The sequence below is a fragment of the Enterobacter sp. QK-SA4 genome, assembly GCF_056856775.1.
This window is the reverse complement of record NZ_JBXFXH010000007.1, coordinates 3,125,335-3,144,912: the sequence shown is the minus strand read 5'-3', so window position 1 is coordinate 3,144,912 and position 19,578 is coordinate 3,125,335. Positions and strand designations below refer to the sequence as shown.

At 52.5% G+C, this 19,578-nt stretch carries 22 protein-coding genes and 1 pseudogene; all 23 read left to right on the top strand.

The window, feature by feature from the left end; translation table 11 throughout:
• Positions 1-79 precede the first annotated feature (79 nt).
• The 23 genes and pseudogenes from AC1VYI_RS16840 (at position 80) to AC1VYI_RS16730 (ending at position 19,576) form a co-directional block, all read left to right on the top strand.
• Positions 80-1,537, top strand: coding sequence for a glycosyltransferase family 2 protein (locus AC1VYI_RS16840; RefSeq protein ID WP_482881918.1), 1,458 nt, complete (start codon positions 80-82; stop codon positions 1,535-1,537).
• Positions 1,519-1,716: a hypothetical protein gene (locus AC1VYI_RS16835; protein WP_047363387.1), complete on the top strand. Its 198-nt coding sequence runs from the start codon at positions 1,519-1,521 to the stop codon at positions 1,714-1,716. Before AC1VYI_RS16840 ends, AC1VYI_RS16835 begins: the two co-directional genes overlap by 19 nt.
• Positions 1,717-2,349: 633 nt before the next feature.
• Entirely contained in the window at positions 2,350-2,937 is a 588-nt protein-coding gene (locus AC1VYI_RS16830) for a hypothetical protein (protein WP_394817752.1), read from the top strand.
• On the top strand, positions 2,934-3,275 hold the full coding sequence (locus AC1VYI_RS16825) for an HNH endonuclease signature motif containing protein (RefSeq protein WP_001031354.1): 342 nt from the start codon (positions 2,934-2,936) through the stop codon (positions 3,273-3,275). Before AC1VYI_RS16830 ends, AC1VYI_RS16825 begins: the two co-directional genes overlap by 4 nt.
• Complete coding sequence (locus AC1VYI_RS16820; RefSeq protein ID WP_348559618.1) at positions 3,275-3,511, top strand: hypothetical protein; 237 nt, start codon at positions 3,275-3,277, stop codon at positions 3,509-3,511. The genes AC1VYI_RS16825 and AC1VYI_RS16820 overlap by 1 nt, the downstream gene beginning before the upstream one ends.
• Before the next feature lie 149 nt (positions 3,512-3,660).
• Complete coding sequence (locus tag AC1VYI_RS16815) at positions 3,661-4,146, top strand: terminase (RefSeq protein WP_482881910.1); 486 nt, start codon at positions 3,661-3,663, stop codon at positions 4,144-4,146.
• Positions 4,147-4,152: 6 nt separating this feature from the next.
• Positions 4,153-5,667, top strand: coding sequence for a terminase large subunit (locus AC1VYI_RS16810; RefSeq protein WP_482881907.1), 1,515 nt, complete (start codon positions 4,153-4,155; stop codon positions 5,665-5,667).
• Positions 5,667-6,941, top strand: coding sequence for a phage portal protein (locus tag AC1VYI_RS16805; RefSeq protein WP_047345266.1), 1,275 nt, complete (start codon positions 5,667-5,669; stop codon positions 6,939-6,941). Before AC1VYI_RS16810 ends, AC1VYI_RS16805 begins: the two co-directional genes overlap by 1 nt.
• Positions 6,942-6,958: 17 nt before the next feature.
• On the top strand, positions 6,959-7,636 hold the full coding sequence (locus AC1VYI_RS16800) for an HK97 family phage prohead protease (protein ID WP_047345265.1): 678 nt from the start codon (positions 6,959-6,961) through the stop codon (positions 7,634-7,636).
• Between the two features lie 2 nt (positions 7,637-7,638).
• Positions 7,639-8,796: a phage major capsid protein gene (locus AC1VYI_RS16795; RefSeq protein WP_016066093.1), complete on the top strand. Its 1,158-nt coding sequence runs from the start codon at positions 7,639-7,641 to the stop codon at positions 8,794-8,796.
• A 33-nt stretch (positions 8,797-8,829) separates the two neighbouring features.
• A complete protein-coding gene (locus AC1VYI_RS16790; RefSeq protein WP_080396471.1) occupies positions 8,830-9,156 on the top strand; it encodes a head-tail connector protein in 327 nt (108 codons plus the stop codon).
• Positions 9,156-9,494, top strand: coding sequence for a phage head closure protein (locus AC1VYI_RS16785; protein ID WP_320728412.1), 339 nt, complete (start codon positions 9,156-9,158; stop codon positions 9,492-9,494). Before AC1VYI_RS16790 ends, AC1VYI_RS16785 begins: the two co-directional genes overlap by 1 nt.
• Positions 9,491-9,940 (top strand): HK97-gp10 family putative phage morphogenesis protein, encoded by a 450-nt coding sequence (locus AC1VYI_RS16780; RefSeq protein WP_482881894.1) that lies wholly within the window; start codon positions 9,491-9,493, stop codon positions 9,938-9,940. The genes AC1VYI_RS16785 and AC1VYI_RS16780 overlap by 4 nt, the downstream gene beginning before the upstream one ends.
• Complete coding sequence (gene gp17 / locus AC1VYI_RS16775) at positions 9,937-10,284, top strand: tail completion protein gp17 (RefSeq protein WP_045619482.1); 348 nt, start codon at positions 9,937-9,939, stop codon at positions 10,282-10,284. Before AC1VYI_RS16780 ends, gp17 begins: the two co-directional genes overlap by 4 nt.
• Before the next feature lie 59 nt (positions 10,285-10,343).
• Positions 10,344-10,763: pseudogene (locus tag AC1VYI_RS16770) on the top strand (phage tail tube protein); the annotation flags it as partial.
• 34 nt (positions 10,764-10,797) lie between these two features.
• Positions 10,798-11,166 carry a phage tail assembly chaperone gene (locus AC1VYI_RS16765; RefSeq protein WP_316463671.1) on the top strand — a complete coding sequence of 123 codons (369 nt, stop codon included), beginning with the start codon at positions 10,798-10,800 and terminating at the stop codon, positions 11,164-11,166.
• A gap of 11 nt (positions 11,167-11,177) precedes the next feature.
• Positions 11,178-11,468: a phage tail assembly protein T gene (locus AC1VYI_RS16760; RefSeq protein ID WP_118283771.1), complete on the top strand. Its 291-nt coding sequence runs from the start codon at positions 11,178-11,180 to the stop codon at positions 11,466-11,468.
• Between the two features lie 56 nt (positions 11,469-11,524).
• Positions 11,525-11,938: a hypothetical protein gene (locus tag AC1VYI_RS16755; protein ID WP_248275277.1), complete on the top strand. Its 414-nt coding sequence runs from the start codon at positions 11,525-11,527 to the stop codon at positions 11,936-11,938.
• Positions 11,939-11,993: 55 nt separating this feature from the next.
• The gene (locus AC1VYI_RS16750) at positions 11,994-15,272 is read left to right on the top strand and encodes a phage tail tape measure protein (protein WP_482881893.1); all 3,279 of its coding nucleotides are present in this window, start codon (positions 11,994-11,996) and stop codon (positions 15,270-15,272) included.
• Between the two features lie 13 nt (positions 15,273-15,285).
• Complete coding sequence (locus AC1VYI_RS16745; RefSeq protein ID WP_289783993.1) at positions 15,286-15,879, top strand: hypothetical protein; 594 nt, start codon at positions 15,286-15,288, stop codon at positions 15,877-15,879.
• Complete coding sequence (locus AC1VYI_RS16740; protein ID WP_063144001.1) at positions 15,879-16,463, top strand: hypothetical protein; 585 nt, start codon at positions 15,879-15,881, stop codon at positions 16,461-16,463. The genes AC1VYI_RS16745 and AC1VYI_RS16740 overlap by 1 nt, the downstream gene beginning before the upstream one ends.
• A 6-nt stretch (positions 16,464-16,469) precedes the next feature.
• The gene (locus AC1VYI_RS16735; RefSeq protein WP_045337533.1) at positions 16,470-16,868 is read left to right on the top strand and encodes a DUF6950 family protein; all 399 of its coding nucleotides are present in this window, start codon (positions 16,470-16,472) and stop codon (positions 16,866-16,868) included.
• Positions 16,868-19,576, top strand: a complete 2,709-nt coding sequence (locus AC1VYI_RS16730; protein ID WP_482881891.1) for a phage tail tip fiber protein — start codon at positions 16,868-16,870, stop codon at positions 19,574-19,576. Before AC1VYI_RS16735 ends, AC1VYI_RS16730 begins: the two co-directional genes overlap by 1 nt.
• The last annotated feature ends 2 nt before the right edge of the window (positions 19,577-19,578 follow it).

Below are 19,578 nucleotides of genomic sequence, written 5' to 3'. Positions count from 1 at the left end.
TTTATTGCCATCACCATGGGCAGGCCCATCGTAATGGCTGTAGGGGATAAACATAAATTATGCCATGTAGAGGATAAAAATGCAGGTAACTATAGACGGCGTACAGTATGCGCCAGCTTGTGCTAATTCAGCGCGGATCGGCATTGCTATAACGACACATCAGCGCCCCGACGTCCTGAAACGATCACTCGAACAACATATGAAACATATGCCTTCGGGCGCGCTGGTGGTTGTTATCGATGATGGTTCAAAACCTGCAGCGGTAGTGCCCGACGGCGTTCAGCTGCATCGACATGAAACATCACTCGGCATTGTTGCTTCGAAGAACGCCAGCCTGTCTGCCCTGATGGATGCCGGGTGCGAGCACCTGTTTTTATGGGATGACGATGCGTATGCCATCGCTGATAACTGGCATCTTCCCTACATCAAATCACCCGAGCCACATCTGGCTTACCAGTTTCTCGATCTGGCTGGCCGCAACAAGTTGAATGACCTTTCGGTGCTTTACCGTGACGATCAGCATGTGGCGTATACCGGGCAGCGCGGCGTGATGCTGTATTACCACCGCAGCGCCATCGAGAAGGTTGGCGGATTCGATCCTGTATACGGTCGCGGCATGTACGAACACAGTGACCTCGCGCTACGTATCCATAACGCTGGCCTGACGACGTGGGCTTACGGTGATGTGGTCGGTTCAGAAAAGCTGATTCATTCTCTCGATGAGCATGAAGCCGTAGAGCGTTCGGTACCGCGTCCCGATCGACAGGCGCTGGTGGAACGTAACGTTAAAATCCACAACGAACGGCGTGATGCCGGGTTTACCGGTTACGTTGAATACCGCAAGCGGCGCGACGTGGTTATCACTACGCTACTGACCAGCCAGCCCGACCCGCAGCGCGGCAAGAAAATGGTGGCTTCGCCTGACATGCTGAGCAAATGGGCGGCCTCGCTTCAGAATTGTGGTCGTATCGCGCTGGTGGATGAACTGCAGACAGCCCCGGCAGACGTTGAGCTGTACCGCGTGCCTGACGTGAAGATGAATGTTTACTTTCGGCGCTGGCTTCACATCTGGCAGCATCTACGCGATCACCCAGAATACCGGTTCGTCTGGTGTACCGATGGTACTGATGTCGAAATGCTGCGCGCGCCATGGGATGAAATGCAGCCCGGGAATGTTTACGTCGGTTCTGAACCGAAGACGTACTCCGACACTTGGGCAAAGCAGAATCATCCGGAGCGTATCTATCAGGATTTCATTGAAGCGCACAGAAATCATGTGATGCTTAACGCTGGCCTGCTGGGCGGTACCCGCGCTGATGTAATGGCGTTTGCTCACGGCATCATCCGTCTTTACTACCGGATCGAGAGTTATCGTTTCTGGAAGAAAGAACAGGCTGGCGCCGCGGTGGGTGACATGCTGGCGTTCGGTATTGTCGCTCATTCATTCGCAGGAAAGGTTATTACCGGACCTCATGTGCACACTGTTTTCAAAACTGATGGGATCGGTAAGGAGGCCGCATGGTGGAAACACAAATGAAAGGCATTTTGATAGAAAGCGATCCGAGATTAATGAACGGTCTGGATGCAGTTGATACGAATTGCATTGCAAAACTGAGACGCATCCAGACTGTTAAGTTTTGGAAGGAAAAAAAATCTGAAACCAGCAACGTTAATCTTTTTCCGGGAGAGTTTGTGCATGCCGAGCATGAAAAATAAGTGTTTTCATAGCTTGTCTTCCCTCTCGTAGGTTCATTGTTTTCAATGATGGCTTTAGGAGATCGTTAACCTCAGACAAAGCATTAGTAAATCCTGACCGGGTAGGAATGGAGGTTTGAACAGATACGTCATTCAATACAAGAGTTGCCATTGCTTCCATAACATTTATGTTGAGTAATGACGAAACATCTTGAGCCGTTAATGGTTGAAAAATGAAATTATGACCATCTGTTTTGATTAACACCTTCGATTTATCAGGACGCATTTCTTCATTCACAAAAGGCATTATTCGCCACCCACAGTACCAATTACGACAAACGCCAGGTCTGGAGTTGTAGATTGCGCAGCCTTTCACTGAAGATAGGTGGGGGCACGGTACATCTGCTTTTTTCGTTAGCTCAGGTTCTTCAATACGAAGAGAAATGCAACACACTGAGCATTCACTACAGGTTCGTTCAGGGATTAAGTGTTTATCAAGTGACATGACCACCTCGTAATTCACTTTAAAAATTGTAGTTAGCCTAAATTTCTAGGCGTGATAACACCATACAATATCTGTGGTCATGAAAAAATTACACCCTGATATTCTGACAGTAGCCGCCATCGTGCGGCTTTTTTATTGGAGGTTCGCTGGTGGCTGAAGACATAAAGTTTGTGGTGGTCGGCCATCACATCCGCGTAGGGCAAGCGCAACGGCTTGCTGCGCTGCTGGATGCTCATCTACTGGTGGATGATAGTAACCATGGTGCGAACTGGAATCATCGGCGCGCTATCGAGTGGGCAGCCGAGCAGCCTTGCCGTGTAGTGGTGTTGGAAGACGACGCGCTGCCGGTACATGGATTCACCGATAAGGTCACTGACTGGCTGGCTCGTTTTCCTGACGACATGCTGAGCTTTTATCTCGGCACCGGCCGACCGCCGCAGTATCAGAAAGAGATTGCCGGAATGCTGGTGGAAGCAGACAGAGTAAACGCTGATTACCTTGTTCTTAGCAAACTGATTCACGGCGTATGTTACAGCCCTCCTCGGGGCAGGCTGGCGCGCATGCTTAACGCATGGAATAAAACGCTGGCAGCTGATTACGCCGTCGGTGAGGCATTCGGTGGCCGGGTGATTTATCCGTGTTACTCGCTGGTGGATCACGCTGACCTCCCGACGGTTGAGCGTCACCCTGACAACGAACCGAGGACGGAACGCCGCCGCGCATGGAGACTGGCATGAACAAAGAGCCCCGCGTATATGGCAGCCGATGGGATAAGGCCCGTCTGCGTTTCCTGCAGCAGCACCCACTATGTGTGATGTGCGAGCAGCAGGGGCGGATTACCCCAGCAACGGTGGTTGACCATATCGAGCCCCACAAACTCAAAGATGCGCTTAAGTCAGGTAACCCGCTGGCCATATCGAAAGCACAGCTCCTGTTCTGGAGTAAAGAGAACTGGCAGCCACTGTGTAAAGCGCATCATGACTCAACGAAACAGAGGATGGAGAAGAGCGGCGCGGTAATAGGCTGTGATGCCAATGGCTACCCGCTCGATCCTGCGTCTCACTGGAGCACGTAATGAAAGACCTCAGCATTGAATACCGCAATGGAAAATTCGTTCGTCTGGTGATTGATGGCGTGGAGATGAAGGACGTGACATCCATTCAGTTCTCGCATGCTGTAGGGCAGGAGGTGCCGACAGTGACCATTTCAGGGCATGTTGTCTCCGGGCACCGGAAAGGCGATCAGAAACTCGAACAGGTTGATAAGCAGACGTCCTGGAATGATGAAGTGAAGCGGATAATGAATGAGTGAAATCATTTCATATGCAATGAAATCAAATGAGAACGAATCGCATCAGGGCAGGGGGGGGATCAAATCTTCAAAACCTTTGCCCCAAATGACCGCCGCCAAAGTTTGAATTTAACGCTAACCCGATTTTTTTAGTTTTAAGGTGTTGACATATGGCAGATAAACGAACCCGTTCCGACAGTTCGGCGGCAGCGGTTCAGGCCATGAAAAATGCAGCAGTGGACACCATCGATCCTCCGTCCCATGCAGGTTTGGAAAAAAAAGCCGAACCATTCTGGCATGACAATATCAGATCGAAAGCTCTGGACAGCTGGACGCCAGCCGACCTTCTGGCCGCCGTAGAACTGGCAAATAACCAGCTCTATATCACCGTTTTACGCAAGGATTTACGCAAAGAAGAACGCGTTCGCGGAGAGGAGCGAGACGAAGGGCTAATCAAAGACCTCCGTAAGCAAATTGTTGAACTGCAGCGAACCATCTTGGCTCAGCGCCGTGACCTGCAGATCCATTCCCACGCAACCAACGGTGAAAGCCGCGACCAGAAGAAACGCAATCAGAATGATCGTGATGCACGAAATACCAAAACCGAGCATCAGGACCAGGACGACAACCTGATCGCCTTTCCCAAGCACGGATAAAAGACTATGACGCGAGGTGAGCGTGTAATAGCGTTCATTGAACGCTTTTGCATCGTGCCGGAAGGCAAGCTTATCGGCCAGCCAATGAGGCTGGACCCCTTTCAGAAAGAATTCATCCTGGCGGTTTACGACAATCCAGCCGGAACGGATATGGCGATCCTCAGCATCGCCCGAAAAAATGGTAAGACTGGCCTAATTGCCGGAATTCTGCTGGCTCACCTGGTGGGGCCTGAAGCGGTGCAGAACACGCAGATTGTCAGTGGTGCACTCAGCCGGGAACAGGCGGCCATTGTTTTTAACCTCGCGGTGAAGATGGTTAACCTGAACCCCAAGCTACAGGAGATTGTGCACATTACGCCGAGCGGTAAAAAGCTGATCGGCCTGCCGTGTAACGTCGAATACAAGGCTTTATCCGCAGAAGGCAAGACGACGCACGGCCTTTCCCCCATTCTGGCCATTCTCGATGAAACCGGGCAGGTCAGGGGGCCGCAGGATGATTTTATCGATGCAATAACTACCGCGCAGGGGGCGCATGAAAACCCGCTGCTGATTGTTATCAGTACGCAGGCAGCAAACGATGCTGACCTGCTGAGCATCTGGATTGATGATGCGGTCAAATCGAAAGATCCGCACATCGTGTGCCACGTTTATGAAACGCCAAAAGACGCTGATATCAGTAAACGCGAGTCCTGGCTGGCTGCGAACCCGGCACTGGGAACATTCAGGTCAGAAAAAGACATGGCGCGCCAGGCTGAGAAAGCTGGCCGAATGCCAAGCTTCGAAAACACCTTCCGAAACCTCAACCTCAATCAGCGCGTGTCTACCGTATCGCCGTTTATCTCCCGCAGCGTGTGGGAGCTTTGCGGAGAGATGCCGATTAACACGCCGAGGAAGTGGTACGCGGGGCTGGATCTGTCAGCCAGGAACGACTTAACGGCGCTGGTTATCGCTGGTGAAGCAGATGATGGTGTTTGGGATGTTTTCCCCTTCTTCTGGACACCGCAAAAAACCCTTGAAGAGCGAACCAAAACGGACCGCGCACCCTATGACGTTTGGGTAAGAGAGGGGCTGCTGCGCACCACGCCAGGCGCTTCGGTGGATTACTCATTCGTCGTTGCGGATATCGCTGAAATTATCGGTGATTTCGACCTTACGTCGATGGCTTTTGACCGCTGGCGCATTGACCAGTTCAGGAAGGATGCCGATGCCATTGGGCTGAGCCTCCCGCTGGTCGAGTTCGGTCAGGGCTTTAAGGATATGGGGCCAGCTGTAGACACGCTGGAGTCTCTGATGCTTAACGGGCGTGTGAGGCATGGCATGCACCCCGTATTAACGATGTGTGCTGTGAATGCGGTGGTGGTGAAAGATGCTGCTGGTAACCGCAAGCTCGATAAATCCAAAGCAACGGGCCGTATTGATGGCATGGTCGCAATGACAATGTCCGTTGGTGCTGCTAATGGGGAAGTTACCGAACAGGGTGGTGACTTCGACGACTTCATTTTCCGACCGCTGAGCATGTGATGGAAGAACCTAAATACACGATTGACCTGCGAACCAATAACGGCTGGTGGGCAAGGCTGCAGTCCTGGTTTGTCGGCGGGCGTTTAGTCACCCCAAATCAGGGCTCACAAACGGGGCCCGTTTCGGCCCACGGACACCTGGGCGATTCATCCATTAACGATGAACGGATACTGCAAATTTCGACGGTGTGGCGCTGCGTGAGCCTGATTTCAACGCTCACCTCATGCCTCCCGCTTGACGTTTTTGAAACCGACCAGAATGACAACCGTAAAAAAGTGGATTTGAGCAATCCGCTGGCGCGACTGCTGCGCTACTCGCCGAATCAGTACATGACCGCCCAGGAATTCAGGGAGGCCATGACGATGCAGCTCTGTTTCTTCGGTAACGCGTATGCACTGATTGATCGCAACAGCGCGGGTGACGTGATCAGCCTTCTCCCGCTTCAGTCAGCCAGTATGGATGTGAAACTTGTCGGAAAAAAAGTGGTTTATCGCTATCAGCGCGACAGCGAATACGCCGACTTTTCGCAGAGAGAGATTTTTCACCTTAAAGGCTTCGGCTTTACCGGGCTGGTCGGCCTGTCCCCCATTGCTTTTGCCTGTAAATCGGCAGGTGTGGCAGTTGCGATGGAGGACCAGCAGCGAGATTTCTTTGCCAACGGCGCCAAGTCTCCGCAAATCCTCTCAACCGGCGAAAAAGTGCTAACTGAACAGCAGCGCTCGCAGGTCGAAGAGAACTTCAAAGAGATCGCCGGCGGTCCGGTTAAAAAACGCCTCTGGATACTGGAAGCGGGCTTTTCCACATCGGCAATTGGCGTAACGCCGCAGGATGCCGAAATGATGGCGTCCCGAAAATTTCAGGTAAGTGAACTGGCGCGATTCTTTGGCGTACCGCCTCACCTTGTCGGCGACGTCGAGAAATCAACGAGCTGGGGATCGGGCATCGAGCAGCAGAATCTCGGCTTCCTGCAGTACACCCTGCAGCCCTATATCTCCCGGTGGGAAAACAGCGTTCAGCGGTGGCTTATTCCTGCTAAGGATGTCGGCCGCATTCATGCTGAGCACAACCTCGACGGCCTGCTGAGGGGCGATTCGGCATCCCGCGCTGCCTTTATGAAGGCAATGGGAGAGGCAGGGCTACGCACCATCAACGAGATGCGACGAACGGACAACCTCCCGCCATTGCCGGGTGGCGATGTGGCAATGCGCCAGTCGCAATACGTGCCGATCACCGATTTAGGAACCAACAAAGAGCCCCGTAATCACGGGGCTTAATTTTTATGGGGGCCGTAATGCCTGAGATCGTAAAAACGCTGTCCTTCGACGAGACAGAAATCAAATTCACCGGTGACGGTAAACAGGGGATTTTTGAAGGCTACGCCTCTGTTTTTAATAACACCGATTCCGATGGCGACATCATTCTGCCCGGGGCGTTTAAAAATGCACTGGCGAACCAGACCCGCAAAGTGGCGATGTTCTTCAACCACAAGACGTGGGAGCTGCCGGTTGGTAAATGGGACAGCCTGGCCGAAGACGAAAAAGGCCTGTATGTACGCGGTCAACTTACCCCAGGGCACAGCGGCGCCGCCGACCTGAAAGCGGCAATGCAGCACGGTACGGTTGAAGGTATGTCGGTTGGCTTTTCCGTTGCGAAAGACGATTACACCATCATTCCAACAGGACGCGTTTTTAAGAATATCCAGGCTCTGCGCGAAATCAGCGTCTGCACTTTCCCCGCCAACGAACAGGCTGGCATCGCAGCCATGAAAAGTGTCGATGGCATTGAAACGATCCGTGATGTGGAGAACTGGCTGAGGGATTCAGTCGGCCTCACCAAATCACAGGCAGTTGGGTTAATAGCCCGGTTTAAGTCAGCGATTCGGAGCGAGTCCGAGGGCGACGGAAACGAAGCACAAATAAACGCTCTGCTTCAGAGCATCAAATCTTTCCCTTCTAACTTAGGTAATTAATTATGTCTGAACTCGCTCTCATTCAAAAAGCTATCGAAGAGTCCCAGCAGAAAATGTCCCAGCTTTTCGATGCACAGAAAGCTGAAATCGAAAGCACGGGTAAGGTATCCAAACAGCTGCAGTCGGACCTTGCGAAAGTACAGGAAGAACTGACCAAATCCGGCACTCGCCTCTTCGATCTTGAGCAGAAACTGGCCTCCGGTGCCGAAAATCCGGGTGAGAAGAAATCCTTCTCCGAACGCGCAGCGGAAGAACTGCAGAAGTCCTGGAACGGCAGCAAAGGCAGCTTCGACGCGAAAACCTTTAACAAGTCGCTGGGCAGTGATTCTGATTCTGCAGGTAGCCTGATCCAGCCGATGCAGGTTCCAGGCATCATCATGCCGGGCCTGCGCCGTCTGACCATTCGTGATCTTCTGGCGCAGGGCCGCATTTCCAGTAACTCCCTGGAATATGTCCGTGAAGAGGTGTTTACCAATAACGCCGATGTGGTGGCCGAGAAGGCGCTGAAACCTGAATCGGATATTACCTTCAGCAAGCAGACCGCGAACGTGAAGACCATCGCCCACTGGGTGCAGGCGTCACGTCAGGTTATGGATGATGCGCCAATGCTGCAGTCATACGTCAACAACCGCCTCATGTACGGTCTGGCGCTGAAGGAAGAAGGCCAGCTGCTGAACGGCGACGGTACCGGGGATAACCTGGAAGGTCTGAACAAAGTGGCAACCGCCTACGACACCTCGCTGAATGCCACCGGCGACACCCGCGCTGACATTATCGCTCACGCTATTTACCAGGTGACAGAGTCTGAGTTTAGCGCTTCCGGTATCGTCCTGAACCCGCGCGACTGGCACAACATCGCGCTGCTGAAAGACAACGAAGGCCGCTATATCTTCGGTGGTCCTCAGGCGTTTACCAGCAACATCATGTGGGGCCTGCCAGTGGTTCCGACTAAGGCGCAGGCCGCAGGCACCTTTACGGTGGGCGGATTTGATATGGCCTCACAGGTGTGGGATCGCATGGATGCCACCGTGGAAGTCAGCCGTGAAGACCGCGATAACTTCGTGAAAAACATGCTGACCATCCTCTGTGAAGAGCGCCTGGCGCTGGCGCACTATCGCCCGACGGCAATCATCAAGGGCAGTTTCTCTTCTGGCTCATGATGGAGGGGGCGGGGTGACCCGCCCTTTTAACGTATGGCGATAGATGTTCTGGATGTAATTGGCCTCCGTCTGTTTAAGCAGCAGATTGAATTTGAAGAAGACGACAGGGACGAGCTGATCACTCTGTACGCTCAGGCAGCTTTTGACTACTGCATACGCTGGTGCGATGAACCAGCGTGGAAAGTTGCAGCTGATATTCCTGCAGCCGTTAAGGGCGCTGTTCTCCTTGTCTTTGCTGACATGTTTGAACACCGCACCGCGCAAAGCGAAATACAGCTATATGAGAACGCTGCAGCAGAACGCATGATGTTCATCCATCGCAACTGGCGCGGTAAATCTGAACCTGAGGAGGGCTCCTGATGGAACCTGGACGATTCAGGCACCGGGTAAAAATTCTCACCTTCACGACGTCGCGCGATCCATCTGGTCAGCCGGTTGAATCGTGGAGTGGTGGCAACCCGGTCCCGGCTGAGGTGAAGGGGATCAGCGGCAGAGAGCAGATGTCTGGCGGTGCGGAAACTGCGCAGGCAACCATTCGCGTCTGGATGCGCTTCAGGGCTGAGCTGAATGCCTCTTCGCGTCTGGAAGTGCTCAGCGGCCCGTATAAAGGTCAGGTGCTAAATATCATCGGTCCTCCTGTAGCAAATGTGACCGGCACTCGCCTGGAAATTCTTTGCAAAACGGGAGCCGAAAAATGATTGAGACGAGCCTCGATTTTTCCGGGCTGAATGACATCGCAAAGGATCTGGAGGCGCTTAGCCGCGCTGAAAACAACAAGGTTCTGCGTGATGCCACGCGCGCTGGCGCCGAAGTGCTTAAGGAAGAAGTGATCGCCCGCGCGCCGGTGCGCACCGGGAAACTGAAAAAAAACGTGGTGGTGGTGACCCAAAAAAGCCGCCGCCGCGGGGAAATTTCTTCCGGCGTCCATATTCGTGGCGTTAACCCGCGCACCGGCAACAGCGATAACACGATGAAGGCGAAGAACCCGAGAAACGCCTTTTACTGGCGATTCGTAGAAATAGGCACCGCGAACATGCCTGCACATCCGTTTGTGCGACCCGCTTACGATACTCGCGAGGAAGAGGCCGCCAGCGTCGCCATTGCCAGGATGAATCAGGCTATTGATGAGGTATTGAGCAAGTGAATGAAGATAATATCTACGCCTTGCTTTCTTCCCTGGCAGAAGGGCGGGTATACCCCTATGTTGCGCCATTAGGTAGTGACGGAAAACCGTCTGTCTCGCCACCCTGGATTATTTTTTCCATCGTCGATGATGTTTCCGCTGACGTGCTGTGCGGCCAGGCAGAGAGCAGGGTTTCCATTCAGGTAGATGTGTATTCCACTACGATCACTGAATCACGCACCCTGAGAGATTTGGCGCTCGCTTCGCTGAAGCCCTTAAACCCTACAGAGGTGGTAAAAATCCCCGGTTACGAGCCAGATTATCGGCTCTACCGTGCCACCCTGGATTTTAAAGTTACCCCCTGACAATTAATTCACCCAACGAACCCGCCTGATGGCGGGTTTTCTTTTTCCAGGAGACAGCTATGTCTGCACTTTATGAAAAATCGCAGCTGACGAAGATCCTTATTTCCTCCCTGCCAGCCACCAAAGAAACGATGGATTCCGCAACCTTCCTCGATCTGAGTTGCACCATCAAAGAAATTCAGTTCACCGGTGGTCAGAAGCAGGATATCGACGTAACAACACTTTGCTCTACCGAGCAGGAGAACATCAACGGCCTGCCTTCTCCGTCAGAAATCTCTCTGTCAGGTAACTTTTACTCAAACCCTGCACAGGATGCCCTGCGTGATGCGTATGACAATGACACCACATACGGTTTCAAAATCATTTTCCCTTCTGGGATCGGCTTCCAGTTCCTGGCTGAAGTTCGCCAGCACACCTGGTCATCAGGTACAAACAGCGTCGTGGCCGCCACATTCTCGCTGCGTCTGAAGGGCAAGCCCCAGAAAATTGATCCGGGTTCATAAGGAGTAACCGATGAAATCTATTAAGGAGCTCGCGCTGTCGCGTCAGTCCGCATTCCGCCACGTTACTGTTGAAGTACCGGAATGGGATGGAGTAAAGATTATGCTCAGGGAACCATCAGCAGAAGCATGGTTGCACTGGCAGGACGTGATTAAACCGGGTGATACTGATGGTGAGTTGTCCGTGTCAGAACGTGCGCACCGCAATCTTCGCGCCGATGTCACACTGTTTATTGACGTTTTGTTTGACGAACAGAGTGAACCGGTATTCAGCAAAAATGATTTTGCCGATGTTGAAGCGGTGTATGGCCCTGTTCATGCGCGGTTGCTGCGCCAGGCTCTTAATCTGACTACTGACCCGAAGGAAGCTGAGGGAAAGTAGCACAGCCCGGCATGCGGTTTCTGATGTCGCTTGCGCTCCGCATGGGGCGCACGCTATCAGAGCTTCGGGATATCATGTCTGCCAGTGAGCTCAGGCTCTGGGCTGAATTTGATAAACATAGCCCAATTGGTGATATCCGGGGTGACATTCAGGCGGCACAAATTGCAACGGCTGTGTTTAATGCTCAGGGCGCAAAAGCCACGATGAGTGACATGCTGCTGCGCTGGCAGCGTGATCCTGATGAAGAAGGTGCAGACCCGTTTGCCGGGCTTGAGGCGGCACTAACTGCTGCAACGCAGTGACTTTTTACCCAGAAAATATTAGGATTTATGCTACTAATAATTCTGGAGATATTTAAATGGAAAAAATACTTCTGGTTGCAGTTTTGACATTATTGGCTGGTTGCTCTACTCAACCAGTAAATACTGAGCAAGCATCTATTGTTCCACCGGAGAGGGTCTGGGATAAGAAAGCGACTAACAAGACTCCAGATACGGGTGAAATAATTGTTAAACGCGATTCCGGCTTTATTGGGAGCGCCTGTCTCGCAAGCGTTTATCTGGATGGGAATCCAATAGCTGACTTAAACACAAGGGAAAAAGTGACGCTGTACGCTAAACCTGGGCGGCATATTTTAAGTGCAACTCCTCATGGGTGGTGTGCTGGAGGTATGGTTGAGGTAGGTGCTGATGTTGTTTTGGATAAGACATTAATTTATCGAATTGGTTATGGTGCTAATGGTGATTATAGATTTTCGCCAACAGCGTTTTGATTATATCAAATTAATAAGAAACCCGCCCTTTGGCGGGTTTTTTAATGGGTGAAATATGGCCACGTTGCGCGAGCTGATCATCAAAATATCTGCAAACTCTCAGTCATTTCAGTCAGAAATTTCCCGAGCTTCTCGAATGGGTAATGATTATTACCGGGTAATGCAGACCGGAGGGCGTCAGGCGGCAGCTGCGTCTCGGGAGACTCAGCGCGCACTGGCGGAGGTTACCAGTCAGATAAACACCGCGAAAGCGTCGGCTCTGGGGATGGCAGGGGCATTCGCTGGAGCATTTGCCACCGGTCATCTGATATCACTGGCCGATGAATGGAGCTCTGTTAATGCCCGCCTTAAGCAGGCCTCTCAGTCATCTGATGATTTTACGGAATCTCAGCGAGCACTGATGGATATCAGCCAACGAACCGGTACCGCCTTCTCTGATAATGCGAGCCTGTTTGCGCGTTCCGCTGCATCAATGCGTGAATATGGTTACAGTTCACAGCAAGTTCTGGATGTAACCGAGGCCATTTCTACCGGGCTGAAGCTTTCAGGGGCAAGCACGGCAGAAGCAAGTTCTGTTATCACCCAGTTTAGTCAAGCGTTAGCACAGGGCGTGCTGCGCGGCGAGGAGTTCAACTCTGTTAACGAAAACGGAGATCGGGTTATCCGCGCTCTTGCCGCAGGAATGGGGGTAGCTCGTAAAGATCTGAAGGCAATGGCAGATCAAGGGCTGCTAACTGCTGATAAAGTTGTCCCGGCCCTAATTAGCCAACTTGGCACTATGCGCGGTGAATTTGAGGCTATGCCACAGACAGTCTCAGCCGCAACGACAAAAATTGAAAATGCCTTTATGGCTTGGGTTGGCGGAGCGAATGAAGCCACCGGCGCGACAGCTACTCTGGTCAGCGTGATGAATGGAGTGGCTGACAATATTGATACAGTTGCAGCGGCTGCAGGTGTTTTAGCATCTATCGGTGGTGCACGGTATTTGGGCGGTAAGCTGAGCGATATCGGCAGCGAAACAGCTAACCTGATTGATGCTCGTAAAAATGAAATTGCCCTAGCGGCTGCTCGCGCCGAATCAGCAACCCAGTCGCAAAGAAAAGCGGCTGCTGATGCTCTGGCCGCTGAACGAGCCTATCAACTCGCCCAGTCAGAATTGGCGCTGGCAAAAAATACCAATGCTGAAGCGCTGGCAACGCAAAATGCTATTGCGAAGCGCCAGGCGATGATCGCAGCGAATGCCGCGCTTGTGCAGTCAAACCGTGCTTTGGCAACATCTCAGGAAGCGCTGAACAAAATGACATCGGCTATGAATTTGGTCAAAGCCGGTGCATCTGGGCTGCTATCCCTTGTTGGTGGTATTCCTGGAATTCTGATGCTTGGTGCGGGCGCTTGGTACGCCATGTATCAAAAACAGGAGCAAGCGCGAGAATCTGCTATTCAGTATGCTTCAACTTTGGATGAAGTCGTAGAAAAGTCGAAACAGATGAGTCCGGCTCAAATTAAGGGGGCCATTGCTGATGCCGGAGACTCAATTGATGCTTTAAAACGGAAATTAAATGATTTAAGAGATCAGCAAGACGGTGCTAGTGCGTCTATAAAGCAATATACGGACTTGGCTAAGCAGCTTGGCGTAGAGAATGATACCAATAACGGCTATGTCATTAATGCGATAAAATATCAACGCGAATATGATAAAATTTCAAGGGATATTGCAGAAACTACCGAAAGATTAAATCAGACAATATCAAATCAAAATAAGCTTCAGGGAGAAGCAATTAATAAGACTGTGGAAATGGCTGGGGCTATTGGTTCACTGACGGAAATGTACGATCGTCTTAACAAAGTAACCAAACAGTCTACTCCAGTAACTCCACCACAATATGCAGGCCCAGTCCTTCCAAAACTTGATTCCAAGCAGCAGCAAGCTATAGATAAATCACAACGGCAGCTTGAGTTATCTGGACTTAAGGGACTGGATAAGGCGCGGAGGCAAGCGGAATTCGATGCAACTGATCTCAATCTCCCGGCTGGCTGGCGTGAAAAATATGTCAGCATGGAAGTTGAATCAGCCAGACAATTGCAAGAAGTTCGTGACTCAGGCCGCCATAAGGGAGGTAAATCCCAGGCGGAAAAAACAGCTGATACCTATGACAAGCTGATCAAGCAGCAGAAAGAGCAGATCGCGCTGGCCGGTCAGAATACCGAACTGGCAAAACTAAAATATCAGGTGAGTCAGGGAGAGCTTGCAACCCTGACGGAGGCTCAGAAACAAACCCTGATGCAAAATGCTGCGCTTATTGACCAGCGGAAAATCAGGGAGCAGCTGGCGGCATATGAGGCAAATCTTGCTGATGCTAACGCCAGTGCTCGAGCATCAAATCAGGCAGAACTCACAGGTTACGGGCAGGGCAGCCGTATGCGTGAGCGTATGCAGGAAATGCTGCGTATCAGGGAAGAATTCCAGCAGAAAAACGTAGATCTCCAGCGTCAGTATCAGTCTGGTGATATCACGGAAGACCTATATCGACAGGAGCTGGCGCTGAATAAACGCTATCTCGAAGAACGCCTGCGCGATCAACGGGGATTCTATGCTGCATCTGATGCCCAGAGAAGCAACTGGACAGCCGGCATGAAAGAGGGATTTGCTAACTGGGCAGATACTGCGTCTGATTACGCCTCGCAATCTGCCGATCTGGTTAACAACAGCATGTCCGGACTTGTGGGAAATATTTCTGAAGCGCTTGCGGGTAACAAGGTTGACTGGGAGGACTGGTCAAAATCAGTGCTTGCATCCATGCAGAAAATTATCCTTAACGCGATGATCGTAAATTCACTGAAGTCCTCTATGGGGAGCGGTGGATTCTTCGAAGGAATGTTTGGTGGAGCGGGTGGCAGTGAAGGCTCTACGCCGTCAGGCGCTTATAACTCAGCAGCGTCTGGCATTCAGCTCAACGCAAAAGGGGGAACTTACGCTTCTTCCAGCCTCAGTTCATATAGTAACAGCATTGTCAGATCACCAACATATTTTGCTTTTGCAAAAGGTGCCGGGTTGATGGGGGAGGCAGGACCAGAAGCCATTATGCCACTCACGCGTTCCGCAGATGGTTCGCTTGGTGTTCGGGTGACCGGAGCGCAAACGACACCTGCTGGCAGCGGTGATGTCCATATCACTCAGCACTTCACCATTTCCGGCAATGGCGATGCCGCGCTTAATCGCGCCATGCAGGAGGCCGCGCGTCAGGGAGCTGCCGATGGTGCTAAAAAAGCGCGTCAGGACATGCTGAGTGATTTTCAGACCAACGGTCAGGCCAGGAGGATGCTTGGCGTTTAACTAAGGAGTGACTATGGCTGTGCTTGAATGGCCTGAAGATGTATGTCCGGCGTCGCTGACGTGGCGGCCGGAAAGTAACACTAAAACATTTCGTTCCCCGTTTAATGGTGCATCACAGACCGTCCGTTTCCCCGGCACCCGCTGGATCTGCTCTCTTACGTTTAGCAACCTTACAGACGATAAATCCCGGCGCATCGATGCGCTGGTGGCCGATCTGGATGGTGAATATGGCAGGGTGAAGATCCGGGACTGGGGGAGGGTTGGCAGGACGCCAGCAGGAAACCCGGTGGTTTCTGACGCGAACCAGACTGGTACGCAGATCGGCAGTAAGGGCTGGACACCCGGGAGGCTGGTACTGCGCACCGGTGATTACTTTACCGTTAATGACGAGCTGAAGATGGTCACCGCTGATGTGACCAGTACTGCTGCAGGAACAGCCGTTATTCCTTTTGCGCCTATGCTGCGCGCTTCTCCCCCTGTCAACGGAAAAATCGAAGTCGCTAAGCCATACGGCATTTTCAAGCTAAAGGATAACCAGCAGGGGGCCGGTAATCGCATTCCTGGCGGTTTTACCAGCTATACGCTGGAGTTTGAGGAGGCTTTCTGATGCTGTATTCCCCGTTTTCTGATTCGATGGTGGACTGGCTATCCCGCGACAGGGTTACCGCCGTGCTGGCGGCGAATGTCCAGTTTGAGTCCGGTACCGCCTACGTACATTCCGGTACCGGCACGCTGGTGCTGGGCGGTTATGTCTATTACGGCATGGGTACGATGGGCGCCATCGACGATGTAGGCGAAACGAACACGACAAGCCCGACGCAGCTCAGGATGACGCTCTCAGGGCTGGATATGTCGCTGTTTGCTAAAACGCTCAATGAGCGCTGTGTGGGAAGGCCAGCGGAGCTGTATCTGGTGGCGATGGATGATAACGGCGTCGTTCAGGTTGCAGACCTGATTTTTAAGGGGAAGGTTTCCGGCACCGGGGCAACGGCGGGTGAAACGAATGCCCTGCAGTACACCGTCAGTAATATTTTTGAGGACTGGCAGCGACCGTTCCCGGACCGCTATACCGACGAGTCACACCAGGCCACCCAGCCAGGCGACCGCATATTTCGTTACGTCGCGCAGATGGCAGAACGTTCAATTTACTGGGGCAGCAAAAAAGATGCGCCAGGGTTTACCTATTCGTGAGGAAGCATGAAGCATCCAGACTGGCATAACAGATTAATCGCCGTGATAAGGGCCGCTGAAAAGCGGCCTTTTTTATGGGGCGAACATGACTGCTGCCTGTTTGCGGCAGATTGTGCGGAAGCGATGACCGGGGATAATTTCGCCGACGGATGGCGCGGGACCTACGACAGCGAAACGGGCGCAAAAAAGGCGCTGCTGCGCGGCGGCGGCTCACTTGAAAAGGTGCTGGCTAAATACCTCGATGAAGTGCCGGTGAAGATGGCTCAGCGCGGAGATATCGCGGTAGTGGAAAACGCGGGTACCCGATGCGCCGGGGTAATTTACGGTGGCGCAGTGTGGGTGCCGGGTGAAACAGGGCTGGTTTGCCTTCGGATTAAGCCCCTGAGTACGTGGAGGGTTCGCTGATGCCTGCTGCAATCCCTATCATCGCGACGGTAGCCGCCGGCGCCGCGGCAGCCAATGGAGCCTACGCTATCGCAATGGCAATCACCATTGCCGCTCAGGTCGCCACACAGATGATGACGAAGAAGCCATCTCTGGGGTCTTACCGGGACACTGCAGAACGTAAGCAGGTGCTGCGCGCGGCTGCCAGCCCTAAAACGGTTGTTTATGGCAGGACCGTATCTGCAGGCACTCTGTTTTTCGCTGAAGAACAGTCTGGCGAGCAGACTGATGGTGAATGGGTTCACCTTGCCATTACTCTGGCGGGACACCCAATAACAGGCACGGGCACCATTTACCTGGGCGATGATGATATCGGCTCCTATGGTGAGAGCGCTACGTATGAAGTGCATATCGACCGCCAGACAGCAGATCCTTTCATGCTGGCAAATTGCCCGTCGTGGAAAGATGACATGATCGGCAAGGGGATTTCCTGGCTGCGTCTGTCTCTGAAATACAATGCTGAGAAATTCCCGTCCGGCATCCCGAACGTGAAGGTTGAGAAGATGGGCCGTAAAGTATACGACCCGCGCACCGGCCGCACGGAGTACAGCAACAATCTGGCGCTGTGTGTGCTGGATTATTACCGGAGTTACCTGAAAGTCGCTGATGCTGATATTAACTGGGATCAGTTTCAGGAGGCGGCCAACATCTGCGACGAACTGGTTACTAACGGCGACGGCACTACGGAAAAGCGTTACACGCTGAACGGGGAATTTGACCTCAGCGAAAATAAAGCGAGCATTCTTGAGGCGATGCTGACAGCTGGTGCAGCAGAGCCAACCTACATCGCCGGTAAACATGGCATCCTCGTTGGCGCGTATTACGGTCCTGCAACCGAAATCATTACCGAGAGTCAACTAGCCGGTAATATCGAGATCATGCCTGAGGTGTCGCAGTCTGAGCGCGTTAACACCATCAGCGGTACGTTTGTCGATCCTAAACAGACTTACTCTGAAGCTGATTTTCCCTCGGTATCTGTGAGCGAGTGGGTAACTGAAGACGGCGTGGAGATTTCGCAGGATCTTAAGCTGCGTTTCGTTACGTCTGAATTTCAGGCCCAGCGCCTGGCGGACATCAAGCTCAAGCGGACCCGCATTTCCCGCACAATGAATCTCACGCTGAACCTGAGTGGATACCGGTACCGACCCGGGATGTACGTAAAAGTTAATTTTCCCTCACTTGGTATCGTTAACGTTGAGATGCGAGTGACAGACTGGAAATTTGGCGTGCAGAACGGCGTGCAGATCACGCTGAAGCAGGAAACTGCTGATGTGTGGGGTGACGCCATTGGTAAGCCCATCGATCGCCCACCGTTTACCCAGCTTCCACCTGGTGGGGTGGCACAGCCTCAGAATCTGAAGTACACCGTGGAGGAAATTGGTCAGGTGGTGCAGGGGGTTCTCTCCTGGCAGAACATCGGGCAGTTTGTCTATAACCAGGTTGTTATCCGCAAGAACGGGCAGCCAGTGCTGACAGCTCAGGTTCCCGGCTCATTCACGCGATTAACTGGCCTGTTGCAGGACACTTACACTGCGCACGTCACCGCAGTTAATCAGATGGGGGCAGCTTCGCCAGAGGCATATCTTGAATTCAGCATTCAGGCACCGCCACCACCTACTGGAGTCACTGTTGAGCAGGCATTCTTTGCAGTGATGCTTATTCCCCGCCTGGCAGCCGTCACGAATGTTTCTACCCAGTTCGATTTCTGGACGTCCGGCGAGCAGCCGCTTGCCAACACAGATACGGCGACCGTGGAGGCCGGAGCCACGCGCGCGGGTATTGGCACGACGTGGACAAGCCACAACCTGAAAAATGGACATACCTATTACTGGTACATCAGGACCATCAATGCATTCGGTACATCAGCCTTCATCCAGGTGGCCGCGCTGTGCCAGACGGAAACCGGGGAGCTGATCGACATTATTGATGATGCCGTGCGTGACTCTGATGCTTTCAAAAATGTTTCTGAAGGCGTGGACACCAACCTCGAAGCAGCCATGCAGAATGCCCTGGCAAATCACGGAACGGTTGAACACCAGTATCAGCAGTATGGGGAGGTGCGCGCTGATATCCTGGTTGTTAAAACAACGGTCGCAGAAGTGGATAAAGGCCTTGCAGACCTGTCTACCTACGTGCAGGCCCAGGTAGGGGATTTGACCGCAGCTGTTAACCAGAAATTGACGGCAGAGGTAAACAGTGATGGGACAGGAAAGGCGTCCTATACGCTCAATCTCGGGATAGTCAGAAGTGGGGTGAAGTACAACACTGGTTTCGGGATGTCGATAGAGCCATCCGGCGGCACCTATAAATCTACAGTGGTCTTTGCTGCCGATCAGTTTGGTATTTACTCAGGAAGTGACCCGGGAAATTACCAGGCTGCATTCTTTGTCTATAACGGTCAGGTGTTCATCCGTGATGCCTTTATCCAGGATGGCAGCATTACTAACGCGAAGATTGGGAATTACATCCGATCAACAAACTATGTCGCTGGTCCCGGCGGCGCAGGCTGGAACATTGATAAATCAGGGAACTGCGAGATGCACGGCGCGCTATATGCTGCCAGCGGTAATTTCGCGTTCACCGGGAATGGTAATGGCGTCACCATTGACGGAAGGGGCGTAAGAATTGATCTCGGCGGCGGTAACCTGATTGTTCTTGGAGAGTGGTAACA